The organism is Mariniphaga anaerophila (assembly GCF_900129025.1).
Lineage (GTDB): Bacteria > Bacteroidota > Bacteroidia > Bacteroidales > Prolixibacteraceae > Mariniphaga > Mariniphaga anaerophila.
This window is the reverse complement of sequence record NZ_FQUM01000003.1, coordinates 509,015-528,925: the sequence shown is the minus strand read 5'-3', so window position 1 is coordinate 528,925 and position 19,911 is coordinate 509,015. Positions and strand designations below refer to the sequence as shown.

Annotated in this window: 13 protein-coding genes and 1 tRNA gene; 11 read left to right on the top strand and 3 right to left on the bottom strand. The window is 43.4% G+C overall.

Features of this window, described 5'->3' with window-relative positions:
• Positions 1 to 99: 99 nt before the first annotated feature.
• From BUB08_RS08260 to BUB08_RS08225, 8 genes are all read left to right on the top strand, one after another.
• A complete protein-coding gene (locus BUB08_RS08260; RefSeq protein WP_083570653.1) occupies positions 100 to 936 on the top strand; it encodes a glycoside hydrolase family 16 protein in 837 nt (278 codons plus the stop codon).
• A gap of 21 nt (positions 937 to 957) precedes the next feature.
• Entirely contained in the window at positions 958 to 4,416 is a 3,459-nt protein-coding gene (locus BUB08_RS08255) for a hypothetical protein (protein WP_073000654.1), read from the top strand.
• 14 nt (positions 4,417 to 4,430) lie between these two features.
• Entirely contained in the window at positions 4,431 to 5,321 is an 891-nt protein-coding gene (locus BUB08_RS08250) for a glycoside hydrolase family 17 protein (protein ID WP_073000652.1), read from the top strand.
• Positions 5,311 to 6,381, top strand: a complete 1,071-nt coding sequence (locus BUB08_RS08245; RefSeq protein ID WP_217651574.1) for a glycosyl hydrolase family 17 protein — start codon at positions 5,311 to 5,313, stop codon at positions 6,379 to 6,381. The genes BUB08_RS08250 and BUB08_RS08245 overlap by 11 nt, the downstream gene beginning before the upstream one ends.
• Before the next feature lie 22 nt (positions 6,382 to 6,403).
• The gene (locus tag BUB08_RS08240; protein WP_073000649.1) at positions 6,404 to 7,843 is read left to right on the top strand and encodes an MFS transporter; all 1,440 of its coding nucleotides are present in this window, start codon (positions 6,404 to 6,406) and stop codon (positions 7,841 to 7,843) included.
• A gap of 16 nt (positions 7,844 to 7,859) precedes the next feature.
• Complete coding sequence (locus tag BUB08_RS08235) at positions 7,860 to 9,215, top strand: MFS transporter (RefSeq protein WP_073000646.1); 1,356 nt, start codon at positions 7,860 to 7,862, stop codon at positions 9,213 to 9,215.
• A 144-nt stretch (positions 9,216 to 9,359) separates the two neighbouring features.
• Positions 9,360 to 10,352 carry an RNA polymerase sigma factor gene (locus BUB08_RS08230; RefSeq protein ID WP_073000643.1) on the top strand — a complete coding sequence of 331 codons (993 nt, stop codon included), beginning with the start codon at positions 9,360 to 9,362 and terminating at the stop codon, positions 10,350 to 10,352.
• 6 nt (positions 10,353 to 10,358) lie between these two features.
• On the top strand, positions 10,359 to 11,786 hold the full coding sequence (locus BUB08_RS08225; protein WP_139249645.1) for an LA_2272 family surface repeat-containing protein: 1,428 nt from the start codon (positions 10,359 to 10,361) through the stop codon (positions 11,784 to 11,786).
• A gap of 104 nt (positions 11,787 to 11,890) precedes the next feature.
• On the opposite strand, the gene BUB08_RS08220 is transcribed toward BUB08_RS08225, so the two are convergent.
• Entirely contained in the window at positions 11,891 to 14,626 is a 2,736-nt protein-coding gene (locus BUB08_RS08220; protein ID WP_083570651.1) for a T9SS type A sorting domain-containing protein, read from the bottom strand.
• A gap of 288 nt (positions 14,627 to 14,914) precedes the next feature.
• Positions 14,915 to 14,988 (bottom strand) — tRNA-Ala (locus tag BUB08_RS08215).
• A 249-nt stretch (positions 14,989 to 15,237) separates the two neighbouring features.
• Between BUB08_RS08215 and BUB08_RS08210 the strand changes: the two genes are divergently transcribed.
• Entirely contained in the window at positions 15,238 to 15,927 is a 690-nt protein-coding gene (locus BUB08_RS08210) for an energy transducer TonB (protein WP_073000634.1), read from the top strand.
• A 116-nt stretch (positions 15,928 to 16,043) separates the two neighbouring features.
• The gene (gene hflX / locus BUB08_RS08205; protein WP_073000631.1) at positions 16,044 to 17,252 is read left to right on the top strand and encodes a GTPase HflX; all 1,209 of its coding nucleotides are present in this window, start codon (positions 16,044 to 16,046) and stop codon (positions 17,250 to 17,252) included.
• Positions 17,253 to 17,357: 105 nt separating this feature from the next.
• On the opposite strand, the gene BUB08_RS08200 is transcribed toward hflX, so the two are convergent.
• Entirely contained in the window at positions 17,358 to 18,368 is a 1,011-nt protein-coding gene (locus tag BUB08_RS08200; RefSeq protein WP_073000628.1) for an aspartate-semialdehyde dehydrogenase, read from the bottom strand.
• Positions 18,369 to 18,448: 80 nt separating this feature from the next.
• Here BUB08_RS08200 and BUB08_RS08195 point away from each other — a divergent pair, with 80 nt between their 5' ends.
• Positions 18,449 to 19,885 (top strand): T9SS type B sorting domain-containing protein, encoded by a 1,437-nt coding sequence (locus BUB08_RS08195; protein ID WP_073000626.1) that lies wholly within the window; start codon positions 18,449 to 18,451, stop codon positions 19,883 to 19,885.
• Positions 19,886 to 19,911: the final 26 nt, after the last annotated feature.

Sequence of the window (19,911 nt, the reverse complement as noted above, 5' to 3'; positions counted from 1 at the left end):
TAAAAGCCTTGCTGTCTGGGGAAGTGTCTGTCGCTTCCCCGGCAAGGCAATTTTGAAACACTCACCTGAAAATATACTTTTAATAATCCTTAAGTTGTTATGGGAAAAGGAAATTTAATTTATGCCGTTGTGGTGTTGCTGGGCATGGCGAGTTGTGCCCCGAGGGGGAGTCAGAACAAGCATGAAGCAGAAGAAAGTGGGCACGGGAATTACGAACTGGTTTGGAGCGATGAGTTCGACTACCGGGGGCTTCCTGATTCCACAAAGTGGGGATACGATACCGAAGGAAACGATGCCGGATGGGGAAATCAGGAGAGCCAGTTTTATACCGAAAAGCGCATTGAAAACGCACGGGTCGAAGACGGAATTCTGAATGTGATTGCGCTGAAAGAAGATTATCAGAATCGGGAATATACGTCGGTTCGCTTAATCTCCAAAGAAAGCTGGCAATACGGGCGGTTCGAAATCAGGGCTAAACTTCCTGCCGGAAGAGGCACCTGGGCTGCCATTTGGATGATGCCGGGCGGGTGGTCGTTCAACGACGGGAACTGGCCGGATGTTGGTGAATTTGACATCATGGAACACGTTGGACACGATGTGGGAGTGATTCATGCATCAGCGCACTCAAAAGATTATCAGTGGCAAACAGGCACTCAGCAAACAGATACCATTCGGGTTGATGATGCTACAGAAGCATTTCATACGTATGTGTGGGAGTGGACTCAGGAAGGCGTAAAAGCGTATGTTGACGACAAACTTTTTTTCGAATACGATAACGAAGGACTGGGCGAAGCAAAATGGCCTTACGACAAGCCGTTCTACCTTATTTTGAATGTGGCGGTTGGTGGAGCCTGGGGGAATATGAAAGGAATAGATGATGATGCTTTTCCGCAGATAATGGAAGTGGATTACGTTCGTGTTTACAGAAAAAAATAGCAAGCAGTTTTTGTAGTAATTATGAAGGAGATTTTTTTGGGGAACACTCCCGTAAATGTGCTGCCGCAGCAGGTAAAAGGTGATTTTGTTGAGATCGAAAATGAAAAGTTCTACAAAATCAGCAATTACCATCAGATGCCCGATTTTTTCATGACTATCGTCAGTGCGTCAAATCATTGGATGTACATTTCCAGCAACGGCTCCCTTTCGGCAGGACGAAGAAACCGCGACAATGCGTTGTTCCCTTATTACACAGAGGATAAAATACACGACTACAAAGGGAAAACCGGAAGTGCAACCATTTGTCTGGTTCATTCAAAAAACAAAAAATATTTGTGGGAACCTTTTACCGACGAGGCAAAAGCGGTTTACAAAATCGAACGAAATCTGTATAAAAGCATTTACGGAAACAAAATTATTTTTGAAGAGCGGAACCTCGATCTGGAGATTAGTTTCAGCTATGGCTGGTACAATAGCGAGGAGTTTGGCTGGATAAAGAAATCGTTGTTTCACAATTTCGGAAAGTCCGAAGTAAAAATTGATGTACTGGACGGCATTCATAATATTCTGCCTTACGGTGCTGATTACGCTTTTCAGAACGAATACAGCAATTTGCTGGACGCCTACAAAAAGAATGAGCTGTTGGAAGGAAGTAACCTGGGACTGTTTTCACTCAGTTCAATTCCGGTTGATCGGGCCGAGCCGAGCGAAGCGCTGAAAACGACAACTGTTTGGTCGTTAGTGCCGGGGCGACGCGTGAATTGCCTGATTTCTGACAAACAAATTGATAAGTTTCGAAAGGGACAACCCGTTTTTACAGAACGGGACGTGCGTGCTGCGCGTGGCGCATATTACATAAATACTGAGCTTTCGCTTGGTAAAAATGAACACCAAAATATTTACCTGGTTGCCGAGGTTAATCAGGATGCAAAAGATGTAGCTAATCTCGTGCAATTTATCCATACCGAAGAAAACCTGGTTCAAAAACTGGAAAGCAGTATCGAAACAGGCACGCAGGAACTGGTGAAGATTGTGGCTAATGCAGACGGGCTGCAGCAGGGCAACGAGGAAATGGGAGTTGCAAGGCATTTCTCCAATACCCTTTTCAACGTAATGCGCGGCGGAATTTATTCCAACAGTTATCGGATTGAAAAGGAAGATTTTCTGCGTTTTGTAGAACAGACTAACCGCGAGATTTACGACCTGTTTTCAAAAGAATTCCAGTTGTTGTCTGCCGCTTTGAAGTATCGGGAATTATTGGATTGGGCCGAAAAAATGAATAATCCTGTTCTGGAACGGATTTGCTACGAATACCTGCCACTTACTTTTAGTCGCCGGCATGGCGATCCCAGCCGTCCGTGGAACAAATTTTCCATCGAAACAAAAAATGAGGATGGTTCTGACAAGTTGAATTACGAGGGAAACTGGCGTGATATTTTTCAAAACTGGGAGGCTCTCAATTATTCCTTCCCCGAATATATTGAAGGAATCATCGCAAAATTTGTTAATGCATCTACTGCCGACGGTTACAATCCATACCGGATTACACGCGGCGGAATCGATTGGGAATGTCCTGATCCCGACGATCCTTGGGCATACATCGGCTACTGGGGCGATCATCAAATTGTTTATTTGCTGAAGTTTTTGGAGCAGTCGGAAAAGTTTCATCCCGGGAAACTGGATGAACTGCTTACAAAAAATGCATTTGTGTATGCCAATGTGCCGTATCGCATAAAACCGTTCGATGCACTGGTGGAAAATCCGAAATCGACCATTATTTTCGATTCGGCATTGAACAGCAAAATACAGCAACGTTCCCGGGAAATGGGTGCCGACGGAAAATTGCTGTGTGATAGCAGCGGGCAGATTTACCGTGTTAATCTCATGGAAAAAATACTGGCCACGTTGTTGTCGAAACTCAGTAATTTTATTCCCGAAGCCGGCATTTGGATGAATACGCAACGGCCCGAGTGGAACGATGCAAACAACGCGCTGGTTGGCAACGGGGCATCAATGGTAACCCTTTATTACCTTCGTGGTTTCCTGGCTTTCTGGAAAGAGAAACTGAAGAAAAGCGAAGAGGATAAGTTTGAGATTTCGGAGGAATTGGCGCAATTGTTCGGGCGCATTTCTTTAATATTTCAAAGCAATAGTGCATTTGCCGACAGTGGTTTTTACGATGAGGATCGTTATCGATTTGCCGCATCTCTGGGCCGGGCCGGAAGCGAATACAGAAACGCAGTTTACAAAAATTCGTTTAGCGGAAAGAAAACAGTCCTTTTATCAAAGAGCATAATTCGTTTTATTCGGCTTGCTTTAAAATATATCGATCAATCCATCAAAAAAAATAGAAGGGAAGATGGTCTGTATCACGCTTACAACCTGATTGCGTTTAACGGCGAAAGTATCACCGTTCGTTATTTATACGAAATGTTGGAAGGGCAGGTGGCAGTGTTGAGTTCCGGCTACCTGTCTGTTGCCGAAAGTCTCAATGTGTTGGACGCGTTAAAGTCAAGTCTGCTGTTCAGAGAGGATCAGTACAGTTATATTCTTTACCCCGATCGGGAATTGCCGCGTTTTACTGAAAAGAACAACATTCCCGCCACCCGAATAAAAGAATCGGAGCTGCTAAAAGCGCTTGTGGCCGATAATCGCTCGGAAATAGTGAAGCGCGACGACACTGGAGGAACTCATTTTAACGGCGCTTTCCGAAATGCCGATGTGCTGAACGAAGCTCTGGATAAACTTGATAAAAATCGATACGGCGAGTTGCTTCGTCGGGAAAAGCAACTGGTGCTGGATGTTTACGAAGAGATGTTCGACCACCAGTCTTTTACCGGGCGCTCGGGAACTTTTTTTGCGTACGAAGGGTTGGGCAGTATCTACTGGCACATGGTTTCTAAGTTATTGATGGCCGTTCAGGAGTGTTATTTCAGAGGAGTAAAAGAAGATGCCGGAGCTGAAATTATCGGTTGGATAAAACAGCATTATTACGAAATAAAGGCGGGAATTGGGTTGTACAAGTCGCCTGATTTGTACGGCGCGTTCCCAACCGATGCATATTCGCATACGCCGGCCAATGCAGGCGCTAAGCAGCCCGGACTTACCGGACAGGTAAAAGAGGATTTCATCTCTCGTTTCGGGGAACTGGGAATTCATATTAAAAGCGGGGAGATTGTTTTTTTAACAACGTTGCTGAACAGCAACGAACTGCTGACTGAGCCGCAGGTTTTTCATTATATCGATTTAAACGGGAAGAACAAAAGTGTTGATTTGAAGCCCGGTCAGCTGGCTTTTACTTTTTGTCAGGTTCCTGTGGTTTATTCGGTGGGAGAGGCAGAAACCATTGCCATTTCATATAAAAACGGGCATGTTCAGTATTTCAACGGGCATGCCATTGATAAACTCAATAGTTCGAAGATTTTTGCCCGTAGCGGCGAAATAGAAATGGTCGAGTTTTCAATGAATAGTAACGGATAATTAATTGGAAAAAGATGTCATTTAGAAGTGAAAAAATATTGTCGCTGGCAGGTGAAGATTTTCAGCAGAAGTCGATTGGCGATTTAATTGCAATGTATAATGAGTTACTGGACAGCGGTGTTCACGGATTGTGTTTCAGCGCATACAAAGAGGGACAGGCACCCGGCTCAATTATTTCGGCAGACCAGATTCGGGAGCGGATTCAAATAATAAAGCCACACACGAACTGGATACGCACTTTTTCGTGTACCGACGGCAACGAGCAAATCCCGGCCATTGCGAAAGAATACGGACTAAAAGTTATGGTGGGAGCCTGGCTGAGCGACGACAAAGAAAAAAACGAGCAGGAAATAGAGAATCTGGTGAGGGTGGTGAAAGTTGGAGATGCCGATTTGGTTGCCGTTGGAAACGAAGTGTTGTACCGCGAAGAACTTACCGAGGAGGAACTGCTGGAGTACATTTTTCGGGTAAAGCAAATGATTCCCGGGGCAAAAGTGGGGTACGTGGATGCCTATTATGAATTCATAAACCGGCCGGCGGTTACCGACGCTTGCGACGTAATTTACGCCAATTGCTATCCTTTTTGGGAAGGGTGCCACATCGATTACTCGCACGTGTACATGAAAAATATGTACTACGGGGTGTTGCAGATTGCAAAGGGCAAAAAAGTGATTATCAGCGAAACAGGCTGGCCCAACAAAGGAACCGCTTTTGAGGTGTCGGAGCCTTCTGCTGAAAATGCGTTGCGCTATTTTATAAACACCCAGAAGTGGAGCAAAGAGGAGAACATTGAAGTGATGTATTTTTCTTCTTTCGACGAAAGCTGGAAAATTGAAGACGAAGGAGACGTTGGTGTTTATTGGGGATTGTGGGACAAAAACGGAAAACGAAAATATGGTTCGTAATACAATTTTAAGCCGGATAACAGGTGGCCTGCCGGTTCTGTTTGCAGTGCTTTTAATGGCATGCTCATCCGGTCGCGAAAAGGAAAAACAAATGCAAAATAAATCGGAAGATATGCAAATTAACCTGGCTCAAGAAAAAGAAAATCTGCTTGCCGGAATCCACTCTGCCGTGTGTTATTCAGGATTCAGATCGGGGCAGCATCCCGACAGGGGCGACGGTGCAAAAAATCCGAGTGAAGAAGAGATTTTGGAAGATCTGCAAATAATTTCCAACGAAATGAATTTCAGACTGATTCGTTTGTACGATTCCGGAGAAAACACAGCGGCGGTTTTGCGTCTCATTCACGAAAATAATCTGGATATTAAAGTGATGCTTGGTATTTGGCTGAATGCCGAACTGAGTGCGCACGAAACCTGTGAGTGGCTCACCGAACCTATTCCCAGTGAAACCCTTGGAAAAAACAAAAAGGCCAACCAGGACGAGCTGGACAGGGGAATGCATTTGGCTAATTTATATAACGATGTGGTTGTTGCAGTGAATGTAGGAAACGAGGCGTTGGTCGACTGGAACGATCACAAAGTAGATGTTGACACGCTGATTTCTTACGTGGTAAAAGTGAAAAAGGCAATTCAGCAGCCGGTAACTGTGGCCGATAATTATTTGTGGTGGGCAGAACATGGCGAAAAACTGGCAGAGGTTCTCGACTTTATTTCAGTACATATTTACCCGGTTTGGGAAGGGAAAGACATTGATTCTGGATTGTCTTATTCCATCGAAAACATTCAGAAAGTGCGCAGTGCGTTGCCAAATGCCCCGATAGTTATCAGCGAGGCCGGATGGGCAACCACAGCCTCGGAATTTGGCGCGCGTGCCGACATGGAAAAACAGCAGAGGTACTACAACGAACTCATGGAGTGGACAAAGAAAATGAATATTACCACATTCTTTTTCGAAGCTTTTGACGAAGACTGGAAAGGCAATCCGAATGATCCGCAGGGCGCAGAAAAACACTGGGGATTATATATGGTTGACCGTAACCCGAAATTGGTGATGCAATAATTAACTACAAAAAATAAAACTAATGGTGCATTATAAAACGCGAACTGAAGACCTGGTTCCATTCGGACAAAAAATTGCTTTTGGCTCAGGCCACCTGGCAAACCAGTTATTTCCGGCAGCCCTTGGTGTGTTTATGGTGGTGCTGGTAATGTCGTTAAATATGAATCCGGTTTTGGCCGGAATATTGGGCGCTCTGCCCCGGCTGTTAGATGCGCTAACCGATCCTGTAATGGGTTTTATTTCAGATAATACCCGGTCGAAATGGGGACGGCGTAAACCCTACATTTTATTGGGAAGCGTTATTACCGGCGTGTCGTTTATGGTGATGTGGCAACTGAATCCGGAAAATTCGCAAACCTACAACTTCTTCTATTTTCTAATTGTATCCATATTTTTCTACATCGGGTACACCATTTTTGCCACTCCGTTAATCGGGCTGGGTTACGAAATGACCCCCGATTACAACGAGCGAACCCGCTTAATGGCCGTTTCTCAGTTGATGGGGCAAATTGCCTGGATGATTGCGCCCTGGTTTTGGGTGATTATTTATGACCCTTCAATTTTTGATTCAGCACCCGAAGGCGCGCGGACACTTTCAATATGGGTAGGTGCAATTTGTATGGTGCTGGGAATTATGCCGGCCTTGTTTAACAAAGAAATTATTGTGCCCGACAAAGAAGAAAAGGCAAGCCTGTCGTTGAAAAAACTGGCTGCCAACACAAAAGAGTTTTTAAAGGGGATAAAACTGACCATTAGAAACAGATCGTTTATGCGGCTTTGCGGAGCTACCTTTTTTATTTTCAACGGGTTTCAGACCATTGCGCAGTTCTCGATGTTTATTATTGTTTACTACCTGTTTAACGGCGATAAAGTTGCGGCCGGAACCTGGCCGGCGTGGTTTGGCACGGTTAGCGCAATGGCAACGGCGTTTGTGGTTATTCCCATTGTTACAAAAATGTCGGAAAATTGGGGCAAAAAGAAAGCTTTTGTTGTGGCAACCGCCATTTCAATAATCGGTTATGCTTTAAAATGGTGGGGCTTCAATCCGGAAAATCCGTGGCTGATTTTTATGCCGATTCCTTTTTTGTCTTTTGGTATTGGCGGTTTATTTACCCTTATGATGTCGATGACTGCCGATGTTTGCGATTTGGATGAGCTGAATAACGGTAAGCGTCGCGAAGGAATGTTTGGGGCCGTTTACTGGTGGATGGTAAAACTCGGAACAGCTCTGGCTCTTTTAACCAGCGGCATTGTGCTGCATATGGTTGGTTTTGATGAGTCGCTGGATCAACAGTCGGCCGAAGCGTTGACGAACCTCCGAGTGGCAGACATTATCATTCCGATAGGCACTGCATTAATGGCAATTATCATTATCTGGAAGTACGATATTACCGAAGGAAAAGCTCATCAGATCAGGGAAAAACTGATTTCCGTAAGAGGAAAAATGCATCATCAGGAATAAAAGGAGGGCAATAATTATGGCGTTGGGAAACAGGCTTTCAATTAAAGAAAAAGTAGGTTACAGTTTGGGAGATACCGCGTCTCATTTTGTGTGGGACATGGTGGGTTTCTGGATACTGATTTTTTACACCGATACTTTTGGGATTTCTGCCGCAGCGGCGGGTACCATCATGTTAATTGCGCGGTTTTGGGACATGGCCAGCGATCCGCTAATGGGAATTATTGCCGACCGAACCAATACGCGCTGGGGGAAATTTCGCCCTTACATTTTGTGGATGGCGCTTCCGTACAGTGTGCTGGCAGTGCTGGCTTTTTCCACTCCTGATTTTGGCGAAACCGGAAAAGTAGTGTACGCAGGAATTACCTACATTTTGTTAATGACGGTTTTTACGGCCATCAATTTGCCCTATTCGTCGTTGGGCGCGGTAATGACTTCCGACTCGTACGAACGGGCAGGGCTGAATTCGTACCGCTTTATTTTTGCATTTGTAGGGCAGTTTATTGTTTCGGGAACTGCACTTTATCTGGCTAATTACTTCGGAAAAGGCGATTCGGCAAAAGGTTATCAATATACGCTGATTCTGTTTTCGGTTATCAGTTTTATTCTTTTTATGATAACGTTTAAAACAACCAGGGAAAGGGTGCAGCCGCCTGCAAAGCAAAACAGTTCGTTAAAAGAAGATTTTAAAAACCTGCTCAGTAACCGGCCGTGGATAATACTTTTTTTCGTGGGAATTATTTCTTTTGTGATGTTTGCCCTGCAAAACCTTTCCATCGCATACTATTTTAAATATTACATTGGCAAAGAAGAAAATGTGCAGTTGTTTAATATTGTAGGTACGATTGCGTTAATTGTGGCAATTCCTGCTTCAAAACCACTCTCCCGGCGTTTTGGGAAAAGAAATGTTTTTATCGGCAGTTCGCTGCTTTCCGGCCTTTTTTTCTGTCTGCTGTATCTGCCTGCAGAAAACGATGTGTACCTGTTGTACACGTTCAACATTCTGGCTAAAATGTCTTATGCTCCGGCCGTTCCATTGCTTTGGACCATGTTGGCCGATACGGTCGATTATTCAGAGTGGAAATCGGGAAGGCGCGCCACCGGATTAACTTTTTCGGCAGCAACTTTCGCACAGAAAGCCGGGTGGGGAATAGGCGGCGCTCTGGCGGGATGGCTGCTTAGCGCTTTTCATTTTGAACCAAACGTTGCACAAACAGAAACTGCAATTAACGGAATCAAACTAATGGTATCTGTCTTCCCCGGGATGTTATACATGTCCGGAGCAATTTTGCTGTTTTTCTATGGCATCGACCATAAAACCTGCGTTGTAATGCAGGCCGAACTGGAAGAACGACGATTAAAAGGAGACGGTTAGTAGTAGCTGTTGTTCTGCTTTTTTCTAAAAAAAGCTCTTCTTCAACTCATTATTTTTTTCGACCAGTATTTTTTTTACAAAGTACTGCCACCTTTTCGCTTTTTTGTATCTTAATATCAGTAGCTACTAATTTTAGAATACAGGGTGAAAAATATTACGGTGGTTGATTGGGGCACATTATACCAAAATGAAGCTCCCAAATTGATAGGTGTTTGCAGACGATACGTAGGCAATACTTCTGTGGCGGAAGATATTGTGCACGACTCGTTTCTTGCTGCCATCGAAAAAATGAACCAGTTTAAAGGAAAAGGCAGCGTGGAAGCGTGGGTTTACAGAATAACCCTCAACTCTGCTTTGCAGTATCTGAAAAACAACAAGCCTTTTTTGGTGGCAATGGAAAACGCTGCAGGTGAGTCGGACGAGAAAACGGCAGAAGAAGATGACCGGACGGCAAGGGGAGCGATTGAAAATGCAGATTTTTCGAGGAACGATTTGCTGGAAGCGATGGACCAGCTGCCGGAGCACCACCGCGTGGTGTTTAATTTGTATGTGATGGAAGAGTACAAACATAAAGATATTGCGAAAATGCTTGGCATTAGTGCCGGAACCTCAAAATCGCATTTGGCGAGGGCTCGCAAAAAGCTGATACAGATACTCTCGTTAAAAGCAGAAGAAAAGGAAAATCAACAAAGAAGGAGAAAGGTGTCTGCGCTCTGGTTTTTTCCGTTCTCCGATTTGTTTGTCGACCAGCTCTACCGGGAGAAATTTCGGAATTTTACTGTTGCTCCACAAAAAACATTTACCGCACCAAACAGCGGGGTTTCATTCAGCAGAGGTTTTTCTTTGTTGAAAAATCCTTTTACCTACGTTGTGACAACTGGTGTTGTTGGTGTTTCTCTGTTTTTTGCATTAAATAGTAAAAGCCCCGGACTGGCCGATGCAGAGTCTGTTGTTATTGAGAACGAAATAGAAACAGAACTTCCTGAAAAAGCTGCTTTTGAAGAGTCTCCGGAGAATGAGGGGATCGCAGCTTTTGAACAAGCTGAAACAGAAACTGAATCCGACACCATAAGGAGAATCGTTAGAAAACCGGTTTATATCAGAAAAACTATCGTAGTGAGGGATACCATCAGATAAATTGAAATGAGCAGAATATTATTCATCATTCAGGTAATGGCAGTACTGCTCCCCGGGATTGTTAAGTCTCAGGTAATTGAAACGATTGTTGTGTACGATACCATTTTTGTGTACGACACGGTTTACGAAGTTTTTGACGCAACAATTAAAATGGAAAGGCTGGTTCCGGTTGATGCGGAAATAAAACCGGAATTGGAATTTTTTCATTTAAAAACTGCCACCTTTCTTAAAAACAGCATCAGTAGTACAGAGACAAAAAGTACTGATGTAAATTTTGAAAAAGGAAATATGAATACTAAAACGAACGAAAAAACAACAGGAAGAAAAAAACGCAGTGCGGGTGCTTTGAAAACGAGCAACAGAAAAAGGCGCGGAGTGCCACGGATTGTTAAATATTATGCTGCTGCGTTTGCTATATCGGCAACCCCCATGCACCCGACTTCTGCAAATGCGCAGAACAAAGAGCCCGACAGGCATAAAACAGAAATCAGGGAAATAACAAAAAAAACACCCGGGCAAATCAGTTTTGTTTATCCTTTGGGAATCTCCGGAAAATCGAGCAGCGAAACGGCATACAATATTTCGCTGAATGTTTTGGCGGGCGTTTCCGGGGGAATAAACGGAGCTGAGTTCGGAGGAATTACCAATATTAATACGGTAAACATGAACGGAGCCCAGTTTGCCGGGATAAATAACCTTAATTTGGGAACAGTGCGGGGTGCCCAATTTGCCGGAATTAACAACACAGCAAGGGGCGAGGTGCAGGCTGCGCAGTTTGCAGGCATTGCCAATGTGGCTGCCGAAACGCTGAAAGGTGCCCAGTTTGCCGGAATATTGAACTACGCCGGAATTTTCAGCGGAGCTCAGATTGGTGTGGTTAATGTTGCCAGAAAATCGAACGGGTTTCAATTGGGAGTAGTGAATTATGTGGATTCGCTTGAGAGTGGCTTTTCTTTCGGCTTGCTGAATATCCACAAAAAAGGTTTTTACGATGAGTTTGAATTAACTTTTGCCGACTACGCCAACACTGCTTTGAGCTACAAAATAGGGCACAAAAAGTTTTATACCATTTTTACAGCCGGCAAAAATTATTTGAAAGACGAACTGTATTTTTTCGGAATGGGCTTTGGGCACATAAAAGAAATAAGCTCCCGGTTTTGGCTGCAGCCCGAATTGATTAGCCTGAACTACTTTCCGGATGATTTTAAGAATACGGAATACAACAGTACAAACCAAATCAAACTGGGGCTGCGTTACAACTTTTCAAATAGGGTGGCCGTTTCTTTTGCCCCCGGAATATATGCCAACATAAAAGATCTGACCAAGGGAGAACCTTACGAAAGCAGCGTTATAAAACCGATTTCGGTGATTGAAGGAACCGAGAACAATATTGAACTGGGGGTTGGTTTTAGCCTTGGACTGATACTTTATTAATTGAACCCTGCGCCACTGTTAATTCTGCTTTTCTCTTGGGTTGGTTGTTTTTATGTGTGCTGAAAAATTACTGACAGAAGTATAACTGAGTCGAATTATATAATTTAGTTTATGACCAGAATATTGTCGTAGCAGTTATTTTCTAAAACTATTCGTACAATGAAAATTCCTTTTCTATCCAGTTCTACTTCTTGTAGTTTTTTGCTGTCGAGGCATTTTACCAACTGTCCTGTCATTGTATAAATTTCAATTCTTTCCGGTTTTTTATGGCTGTCGATTTTGAATTTGCCACCGGAAGGGTTCGGGTAAAGCAGAATTTCAGGGCTGCGATTTATTTGTTCATGCACAGATGTGTTTAAAAAATAGTAACAGTCAGATGTGTAGGTGCATCCGTTTAACGTAATTCTTACGGCATATTCACCCGGTTCAGACGGATTGTAACTTTTATTGACGGCGCCGGACACCTCGCTGTTCCCTTTGTCGCACCTAATCCACTGATACGTTGCATTGTTAGTTTGAGAGGTTAATAATCCATTGGTTTCTTCGATTCCGGTATAAATATTTCCGGGATTGAAATCAAGATTATTAAACCAAACCAAAGCGTTTCCAAATACCCCGACTACATCTGAAATACAATTCCCGTCAATATCGGCAAGGACTATTGCTTTTGAACCGGTGGAATATTCGTCGAGGTGAAAAGCGGTAAATTTTCCGTTCCCGTTATTTTTGTACCAGGTAATCCCGTTGGACGAGTTTCCAATGATATCGATTTTTCCATCGCTATCGTAGTCGAATACCTCTACTTTTCTGCACATTTCTCCAGGAACCGTATTTTTCGTGAAATTGTTTTGTCCATCATTTTTGTACCAGATAAAGGCGTCCCCCGGATTTCTGTTGGTTCCGACAACATCGATGTCTCCATCGTTGTCAAAGTCGGCAGCTTTAATATCGGGAAGATCGACGGCTCCGGTTGTCACTTTTTCTATTAAATGAGCCGTAAAATTACCCTGGCCGTCATTTTTAAACCACGTAAAAGCCAGCGAAGGATATCGCGAACTTCCCAGAATATCAATATCTCCGTCTCCGTCTAAATCTACAGGAAATACATTGTAGGCACCATCAGCAAATTCCGGATTGTTGTTTAGCACATGTTTGGTGAACCCTCCTGTCCCGTTGTTTTCGTACCACAAGAAATTGTCACCAATTACCGCTGCTCCAACCACATCTGCATCGCCGTCGTTATCCAAGTCTGCAAAATCAATTCCTGTGGAGCCGTCTGCTGCTTTTGATGCATCAATGGAGTGTGGTGAAAAATTGCCGTTCCCGTCGTTTTCAAACCAAGAAAAAATACCAGTCCAGTATCCGGTCCCGATTACGTCAAGATGACCATCGCCATTTATGTCAACTGCTTTTACCGCTCTCGAATTTTTTGAATAACTGGTTTCCGCATTAATGATATGTGGCGTGAAACCGCCATGACCATTGTTTTTGAACCATACAAAGCGACCTGCTTCTCCTGCCGCCCCAATTATGTCGGTGTCTCCGTCGTTGTCCAGGTCCCCACTTGTAATGTCGAAAATACCGTAGCAGTTGAAAGCATCTTTTTCTAAAAGGAGCGGGCTAAACGAATTTGTGCCGTCATTTAACCACAATGAATATGCATTTGAGTAGATTGCAGCCCCAATAATGTCAACAAAACCGTCGTTGTTAATGTCGCCGGCAGAAATTCCATGCGCACCTGCCGATAAGCTGTTGTTTTTGCTGTCGGTAAACTGAGGTTGAAATGACTGGCTGCCATCATTGATAAACCATAAAAAGTGCCCAGATTCCACCGTTCCCAGTACATCAATATCTCCGTCCTTGTCGATATCGCCTGAAGAAATACACCTTGGCCCGTCTGAGTAGTTTGCATCGTCGTTTATTATATGGTAAGTAAATTTCCCCTTTCCATCGTTTTCATGCCAGGCAAAAATGTCTTTTGAATAACAAAAGCAGAGAATATCAATGTCGCCGTCGTTGTCCAGATCAACAATACTGTTTTGTCCGTTCAGGGCGAAGTAGATTCCTATTTTTATATTGTGTGTTGCTGAAAAAGACTGTTTCCCGTCATTTTCAAACCACATTAAAGAGCTTCCGGTGCTGCCTATAATATCTTCATCGCCATCTCCGTCAATGTCTCCTGCGGCAATGCTTTGTGCTGTATTATTTGCGGCATATATTTCGTGGTATTGAAAATCTTCTTCTCCGTTATTCTCGTACCAGATGAAAACTTGCGAGTAATATGTTGAGCCTAACACATCAATATCACCATCTTTATCCAAATCAACAGCAACGGTGCTCATCGGATAGTTAAGCTTGTTGTCAATAATGCGGGTTGAGAAATTCCCTTTTCCGTCATTTTCATACCATTGTATTGTATTGCTTTGCCATCCTAATCCTAAAATATCCATGTCTCCGTCACCATCCATGTCTGCAATATTCGGAGCCAAGGCTCCACTTGCTGTTGTGGCAGAATTATCTATTACATGGCATTCGTAGTTTCCATTGTCGTTTTCGAACCAGACAAACGCTTCTGCACCGGCACCAACAATATCCATATCTCCATCTCCATCCATATCTCCCAGGGCCACATCATTTGCCCCTTGTGAATTGAAGGACATTATTAAATGTGCATCGAACGTTTGTCCTGAAATATGAGTGAGAGGAAGTAGCAGTCCCAATGTAATATATAACCTAAGACTGATATTGCATTTCAGGCGTGAAATGACTTTTGTGCAAGAATTGTTGCGAATAATTTTTACCGAAGAACTTAGTGTTTTTGCAGAAGTTAGCTTTATCATAAATTTGGTTTTTTTGATATGTAAGTTAACAATAATTTTTATTGAACAGGCTGTTTTTTGAACATGGTTTTTTGCGCCGTTTGAATTTTTTTCACCTGAATCGAAGAGTCAAGCAGGTGCTACTATAAAAGGAAAGAATTATGAAGATACTATTTAGTTTGCTCGGTTTATTTTATTTGTTCCGAAGGTGAATCCCAAGAAGGCTTTTTGGGAAGAGGCGAACTACTAGGACAGTTCAATTCTGCATAAAAAGAAGAGCTGCATTTTTCTTTTGCAGCTCTTCTTTTGTGGAGCATGGGGGAGTCGAACCCCCGACCTCTTGACTGCCAGTCAAGCACTCTAGCCAACTGAGCTAATGCCCCAAGTGGGCGCAAATATAAAAAATTTTTATCAGCTTCAATAGCTGTGGTAAAGTTTTTGTTACTTCTATTAAAGTATTTTGAGATTCTCAAAAAAACAATTAAAAGATCATGAACTGTGTTCATAGCAGGAATTGGTTCTGCTCTATTAAATATCAAAAAAATTGATTTGCAAGTAACAATTATTTTCTATCTTTAGCCCTCTCAAATGAGGGACGGTCATTATTAAGGAAACTAATAAAAATAAGTACTATGGAAGTTAAAAAATCACCAAAAGCAGATCTGGAGAACAAAAGGAACCTGTTCCTGATGTTGGGTCTGGTTATTGCGCTGGGAGCAATACTCGCTGCTTTTGAGTATAAAACCTCGCCCAAAAAAGTAGATTCATTAGGGCAGGTTGAGATGCAGGCAGTTGAGGAAGAAATTATTCCGATCACCCGCGAACAGGAAGTTCAACCGCCACCACCACCGCCACCACCACAAGTTGTAGAGGTGTTAAATATTGTGGACGACGATGTGGAAATTGAAGACGAATTGTTTATCGAAGAAACAGATGTTACCGACGATATGGTAATTGATGTAGCTCCGGTAATTTCAACTCCTAAAGAAGAGGAAGAAGAAGACACCCAGGTTTTCTTTATTGTAGAAGATATGCCTGAATTCCCTGGAGGGGAGCTGGCATTGAGGCAATACATTGCAAATGCTATTAAATATCCTGTTATTGCTCAGGAAAATGGTATTCAGGGCCGGGTTTATGTAACTTTCGTAGTAAATACTGATGGCTCCGTAGCTGATGCAAGAATTGCCAGGGGCGTTGACCCGTCATTGGACAAAGAAGCGTTGCGTGTTGTAAACACCCTTCCTAAATGGAAACCAGGGAAACAACGTGGAAAACCGGTGCGCGTATCTTATACAGTACCAATTAACTTTGTACTACAGTAGAAAAAAAGAAAAAAATATTTTTGAGCTCCTGGTCCCGTTTGGGGTCAGGAGTTTTTTATGGTATTAACTCGTGTTTACAAAGAAACGAGATTTAGTAATAAAAGAAAACGACTTATATGATTGAAACCGCTCCGCAAACCGAAAAAGCTGTTCTTGTAGGATTAATTTACAACAACCAGGATGAGAGGCAGGCAATGGAATACCTTGACGAACTGGAGTTTTTGGCTGACACAGCCGGTGCGCATATATTGAAAAAGTTTACGCAGAAGCTCGATGTTCCGAATGTTTCCACATTTGTTGGCCCCGGAAAGCTGGAAGAAATCAGCAATTACATAAAAGTTATGGAAGCTGATACCATAATTTTTGACGATGAATTGTCGCCTACCCAATTGAGAAATATTGAAAGGCAGCTTGAGTGTAAAGTACTCGACAGAACCAATCTTATTCTCGATATATTTGCCCGCCGGGCCAAAACGGCCCACGCAAAAACCCAGGTAGAACTGGCACAATATCAATACCTGTTGCCACGGCTTACCCGAATGTGGACTCACCTCGAAAGGCAGCGCGGAGGTATCGGAATGAGAGGACCGGGGGAAACACAGATTGAAACTGACCGCCGGATTATTCTCGATAAAATTGCGCGTCTGAAAGAACAACTCAAGAAAATTGACAAACAAAAAGCTACGCAGCGGAAAAACAGAGGGAAACTGGTGAGGGTCGCATTGGTTGGGTACACCAATGTGGGAAAGTCAACTCTTATGAATTTGTTGTCGAAGTCGGATGTGTTTGCCGAAAATAAACTTTTTGCAACGCTTGATACAACGGTGAGAAAAGTTGTAATAGTGAACCTTCCGTTTTTGCTTGCCGATACGGTAGGGTTTATCCGGAAGCTTCCGCACGACTTGGTCGAATCATTTAAATCGACACTGGACGAAGTGCGCGAAGCAGATGTGCTGGTGCATGTGGTGGATATTTCGCATCCGGGGTTTGAGGAACAGATTGAAACCGTAAATAACACACTAAAAGAGATCGACTCGGGAGACAAACCCAATATTTACGTTTTCAACAAAATAGATGCATTTACCCATGTAGCAAAAGATGAAGACGACCTCTCACCAAAAACAAAAGAAAATTTTACGCTGGATGAGTGGAAAAATTCGTGGATGGCAAAAAACAACCTGCCGGCCATTTTTATTTCTGCAACTAAAAAGGAAAATATAGAAGCCCTGAAAAAAGTTTTGTACGACGAAATAAAAGTGATTCACTCCCAGCGTTTCCCGTTTAACGATTATCTTTTTGATGTCACTTGGGAAGAGGAGGAGTAAAAAAATCAATGTGTAAATCTCATTGCTCCCTGGCACGAGGACAGGAAAGATAAAAAATGCCCGGCTAAACCGGGCATTCTGTATTGGAAATATTTCGGATTCTGTCTATTTTACTTCGCCTGCTTTAATTAACCATTCGGCAATCTGAACGGCGTTTAGTGCGGCGCCTTTTTTTATTTGGTCTCCAACACACCAGAAAGTCAGGCTGTTGGGGTCGGTAATGTCTTTTCTTAACCTACCCACGTAAACATCGTCTTTGCCCGAAACAAACAGCGGCATCGGGTACTGGTTTTCTGCGGGGGTGTCAATTACCGAAAGCCCTTCTGTTGCAACAAAAGCATCTTTTACCTGGTCAACAGAAAGCGGTTTTTCTGTTTCAACCCAAATGGCTTCAGAGTGGGCACGGGCAACCGGCACACGCACACAGGTGGCGCTAACTTCTGCATTGGTGTGCATTATCTTTTTTGTTTCCCAGTTCATTTTCATCTCTTCCTTGGTGTAATCATTTTCAAGGAAAACATCGATGTGTGGAATAAGGTTTCCGGCAAGCTGGTATTGGAATTTGTTTACTGTGGCCTCTTTTCCTTCAGCTACTTCTTTCATTTGTTGTTCAAGCTCTGCAATACCCTGGGCTCCGGCGCCGCTGGCTGCCTGGTAAGTGGCAACACGCACCCTTTTAATTTTCGATAAATCGTTAATCGGTTTCAGTGCCACAACCATTTGGATGGTTGAACAGTTCGGATTGGCAATAATATTTCTGGATCTGATTTTCGAATCTTCAGGGTTCACTTCGGGAACTACCAGCGGCACGTCATCGTCGTAACGAAAAGCGCTGGAGTTGTCAATCATAATGGCGCCGTGTTTTGTAATGGTGGTTGCAAATTCTTTTGAAATACCAGCTCCTGCAGAGGTCAGAGCAATGTCAATATCTTTAAAATCGTCGCCGTGTTTTAATTCCTTTACCTTGAGTTTCTTTCCCTTAAATGCATATTCGTTTCCGGCACTTCTGGCCGAACCAAACAATACCAACTCGTCCAGCGGAAAATTCCGCTCCTCAAGTACGCGGAGAAACTCCTGTCCAACAGCTCCGCTCGCTCCTACAATTGCAACTTTCATTACTTAGATTTTTGTGTTAAACTCGTTTTCAATTAAAAATATTTTGGTAAAATTACTATTTTGCAATGAATAGCTGATAGATGGCCTGTTATATTCAAAAATTTTTAACAATCATTCTGTTGTGCTGCTTCACCCCGATTGGTGCACAGGAAGTATGGAAAGAGAGTTTTTCTGTTTCCGGGAAAGGAATTTGGGGCGACGGGAACGGTGGCATAGATGCTGATTTCGCCGGAATAACATCCTGGTTTCTGGAATACTTTGGCTTGCATTTGACTGATTCAGGAGATTATGCAAAAACAGCGGCAACATCGGGCGGAAGGTTTGAGGTTTGTGATATTGATGGTGAAATTACCTGGCGCTCGGCGTGGATTGATATAAGCAATTTCGAAAAAGTGAATATTGAACTCACTGCGGCAGAAACTGGGAGTGGCGATAATACCGAAACAAAATACCTGAAAGCTTTTTATCGTATAGATGGCGGCACTGAAACTCCGTTTTCTGAAAACAGCATTAATTCCGGGAATTGGGGACAGGGTATTGCCGCTGCTAAAAGCCTGGCAGGCGATTCGCTGCAGATTGTCTGCTACATTGCCAACCATTATTCGGCAGACAAAGTGATTTTAGATGAAGTAGTGGTGGCAGCAGAAGAAAAGTACTACCCGCCTGCCGAACCCGGAGAATTGCTTGTAAGCGAGGTGCTTTTTAACCCGTTTCCGGACGGAGACGATTACGTGGAAATATACAATAATTCGGAGCGGGAAATTCCCATTGGAAAATTGTTTCTTGCCTCGCGCGATAAGGAGTTGCAATTGGCACAGATTTCAGGCTTGTCGGGGAAAATATACCTGTTCCCACCAAAAAGTTACGTGGCCGTAACAAAAGACACTGCCGGAGTATTCCCCTTTTTCCCCATTAAATGCAGCGAATGTTTTCAGCAGGTGAGCAAACTTCCATCGTTTAACAACGATCGTGACCACGTGGTTTTGCTCAACGAAAATCTGGAAATATTAGACGAGTTGTATTATTCTGAGGAAATGCACTCCCCGTTTTTGGCCAACAACGAGGGGATTTCGTTGGAGCGCATTTCTTTTTCAGTGCCCACAAATACTTGGGAAAACTGGCACTCGGCTTCTTCGGATGCAGGATATGGCACCCCGGGGTACGAGAATTCGCAGGCAGGGAAAAAGCTTTCGAAAGAGCCGGCTGTAACTTTCAGCCCCAAAGCTTTTTCTCCAAACTCCGACGGGTTTAACGATGAGTTTGTTATCGGCTACCAACTGCCTGCTCCCGGCTATGTTGCCAATATCAAAATTTTTGATGCTGCAGGGCGGTATGTGATGTCGCTGGCAAAAAATGCGATGCTCGGAACCAACGGCGAATTTGTTTGGAACGGCGAAGACGAAACCGGAAGCAGGCAGCCCTTGGGTGCTTATATTATAATGGTAGAGTTGTTTAATACAACCGGCGATGTTTTTAGATTTAAAGAGGGCGTGGTGCTAACGGATATTCTGAAATAGACAGGCCTGAGTTTTTTTTGTTGCTG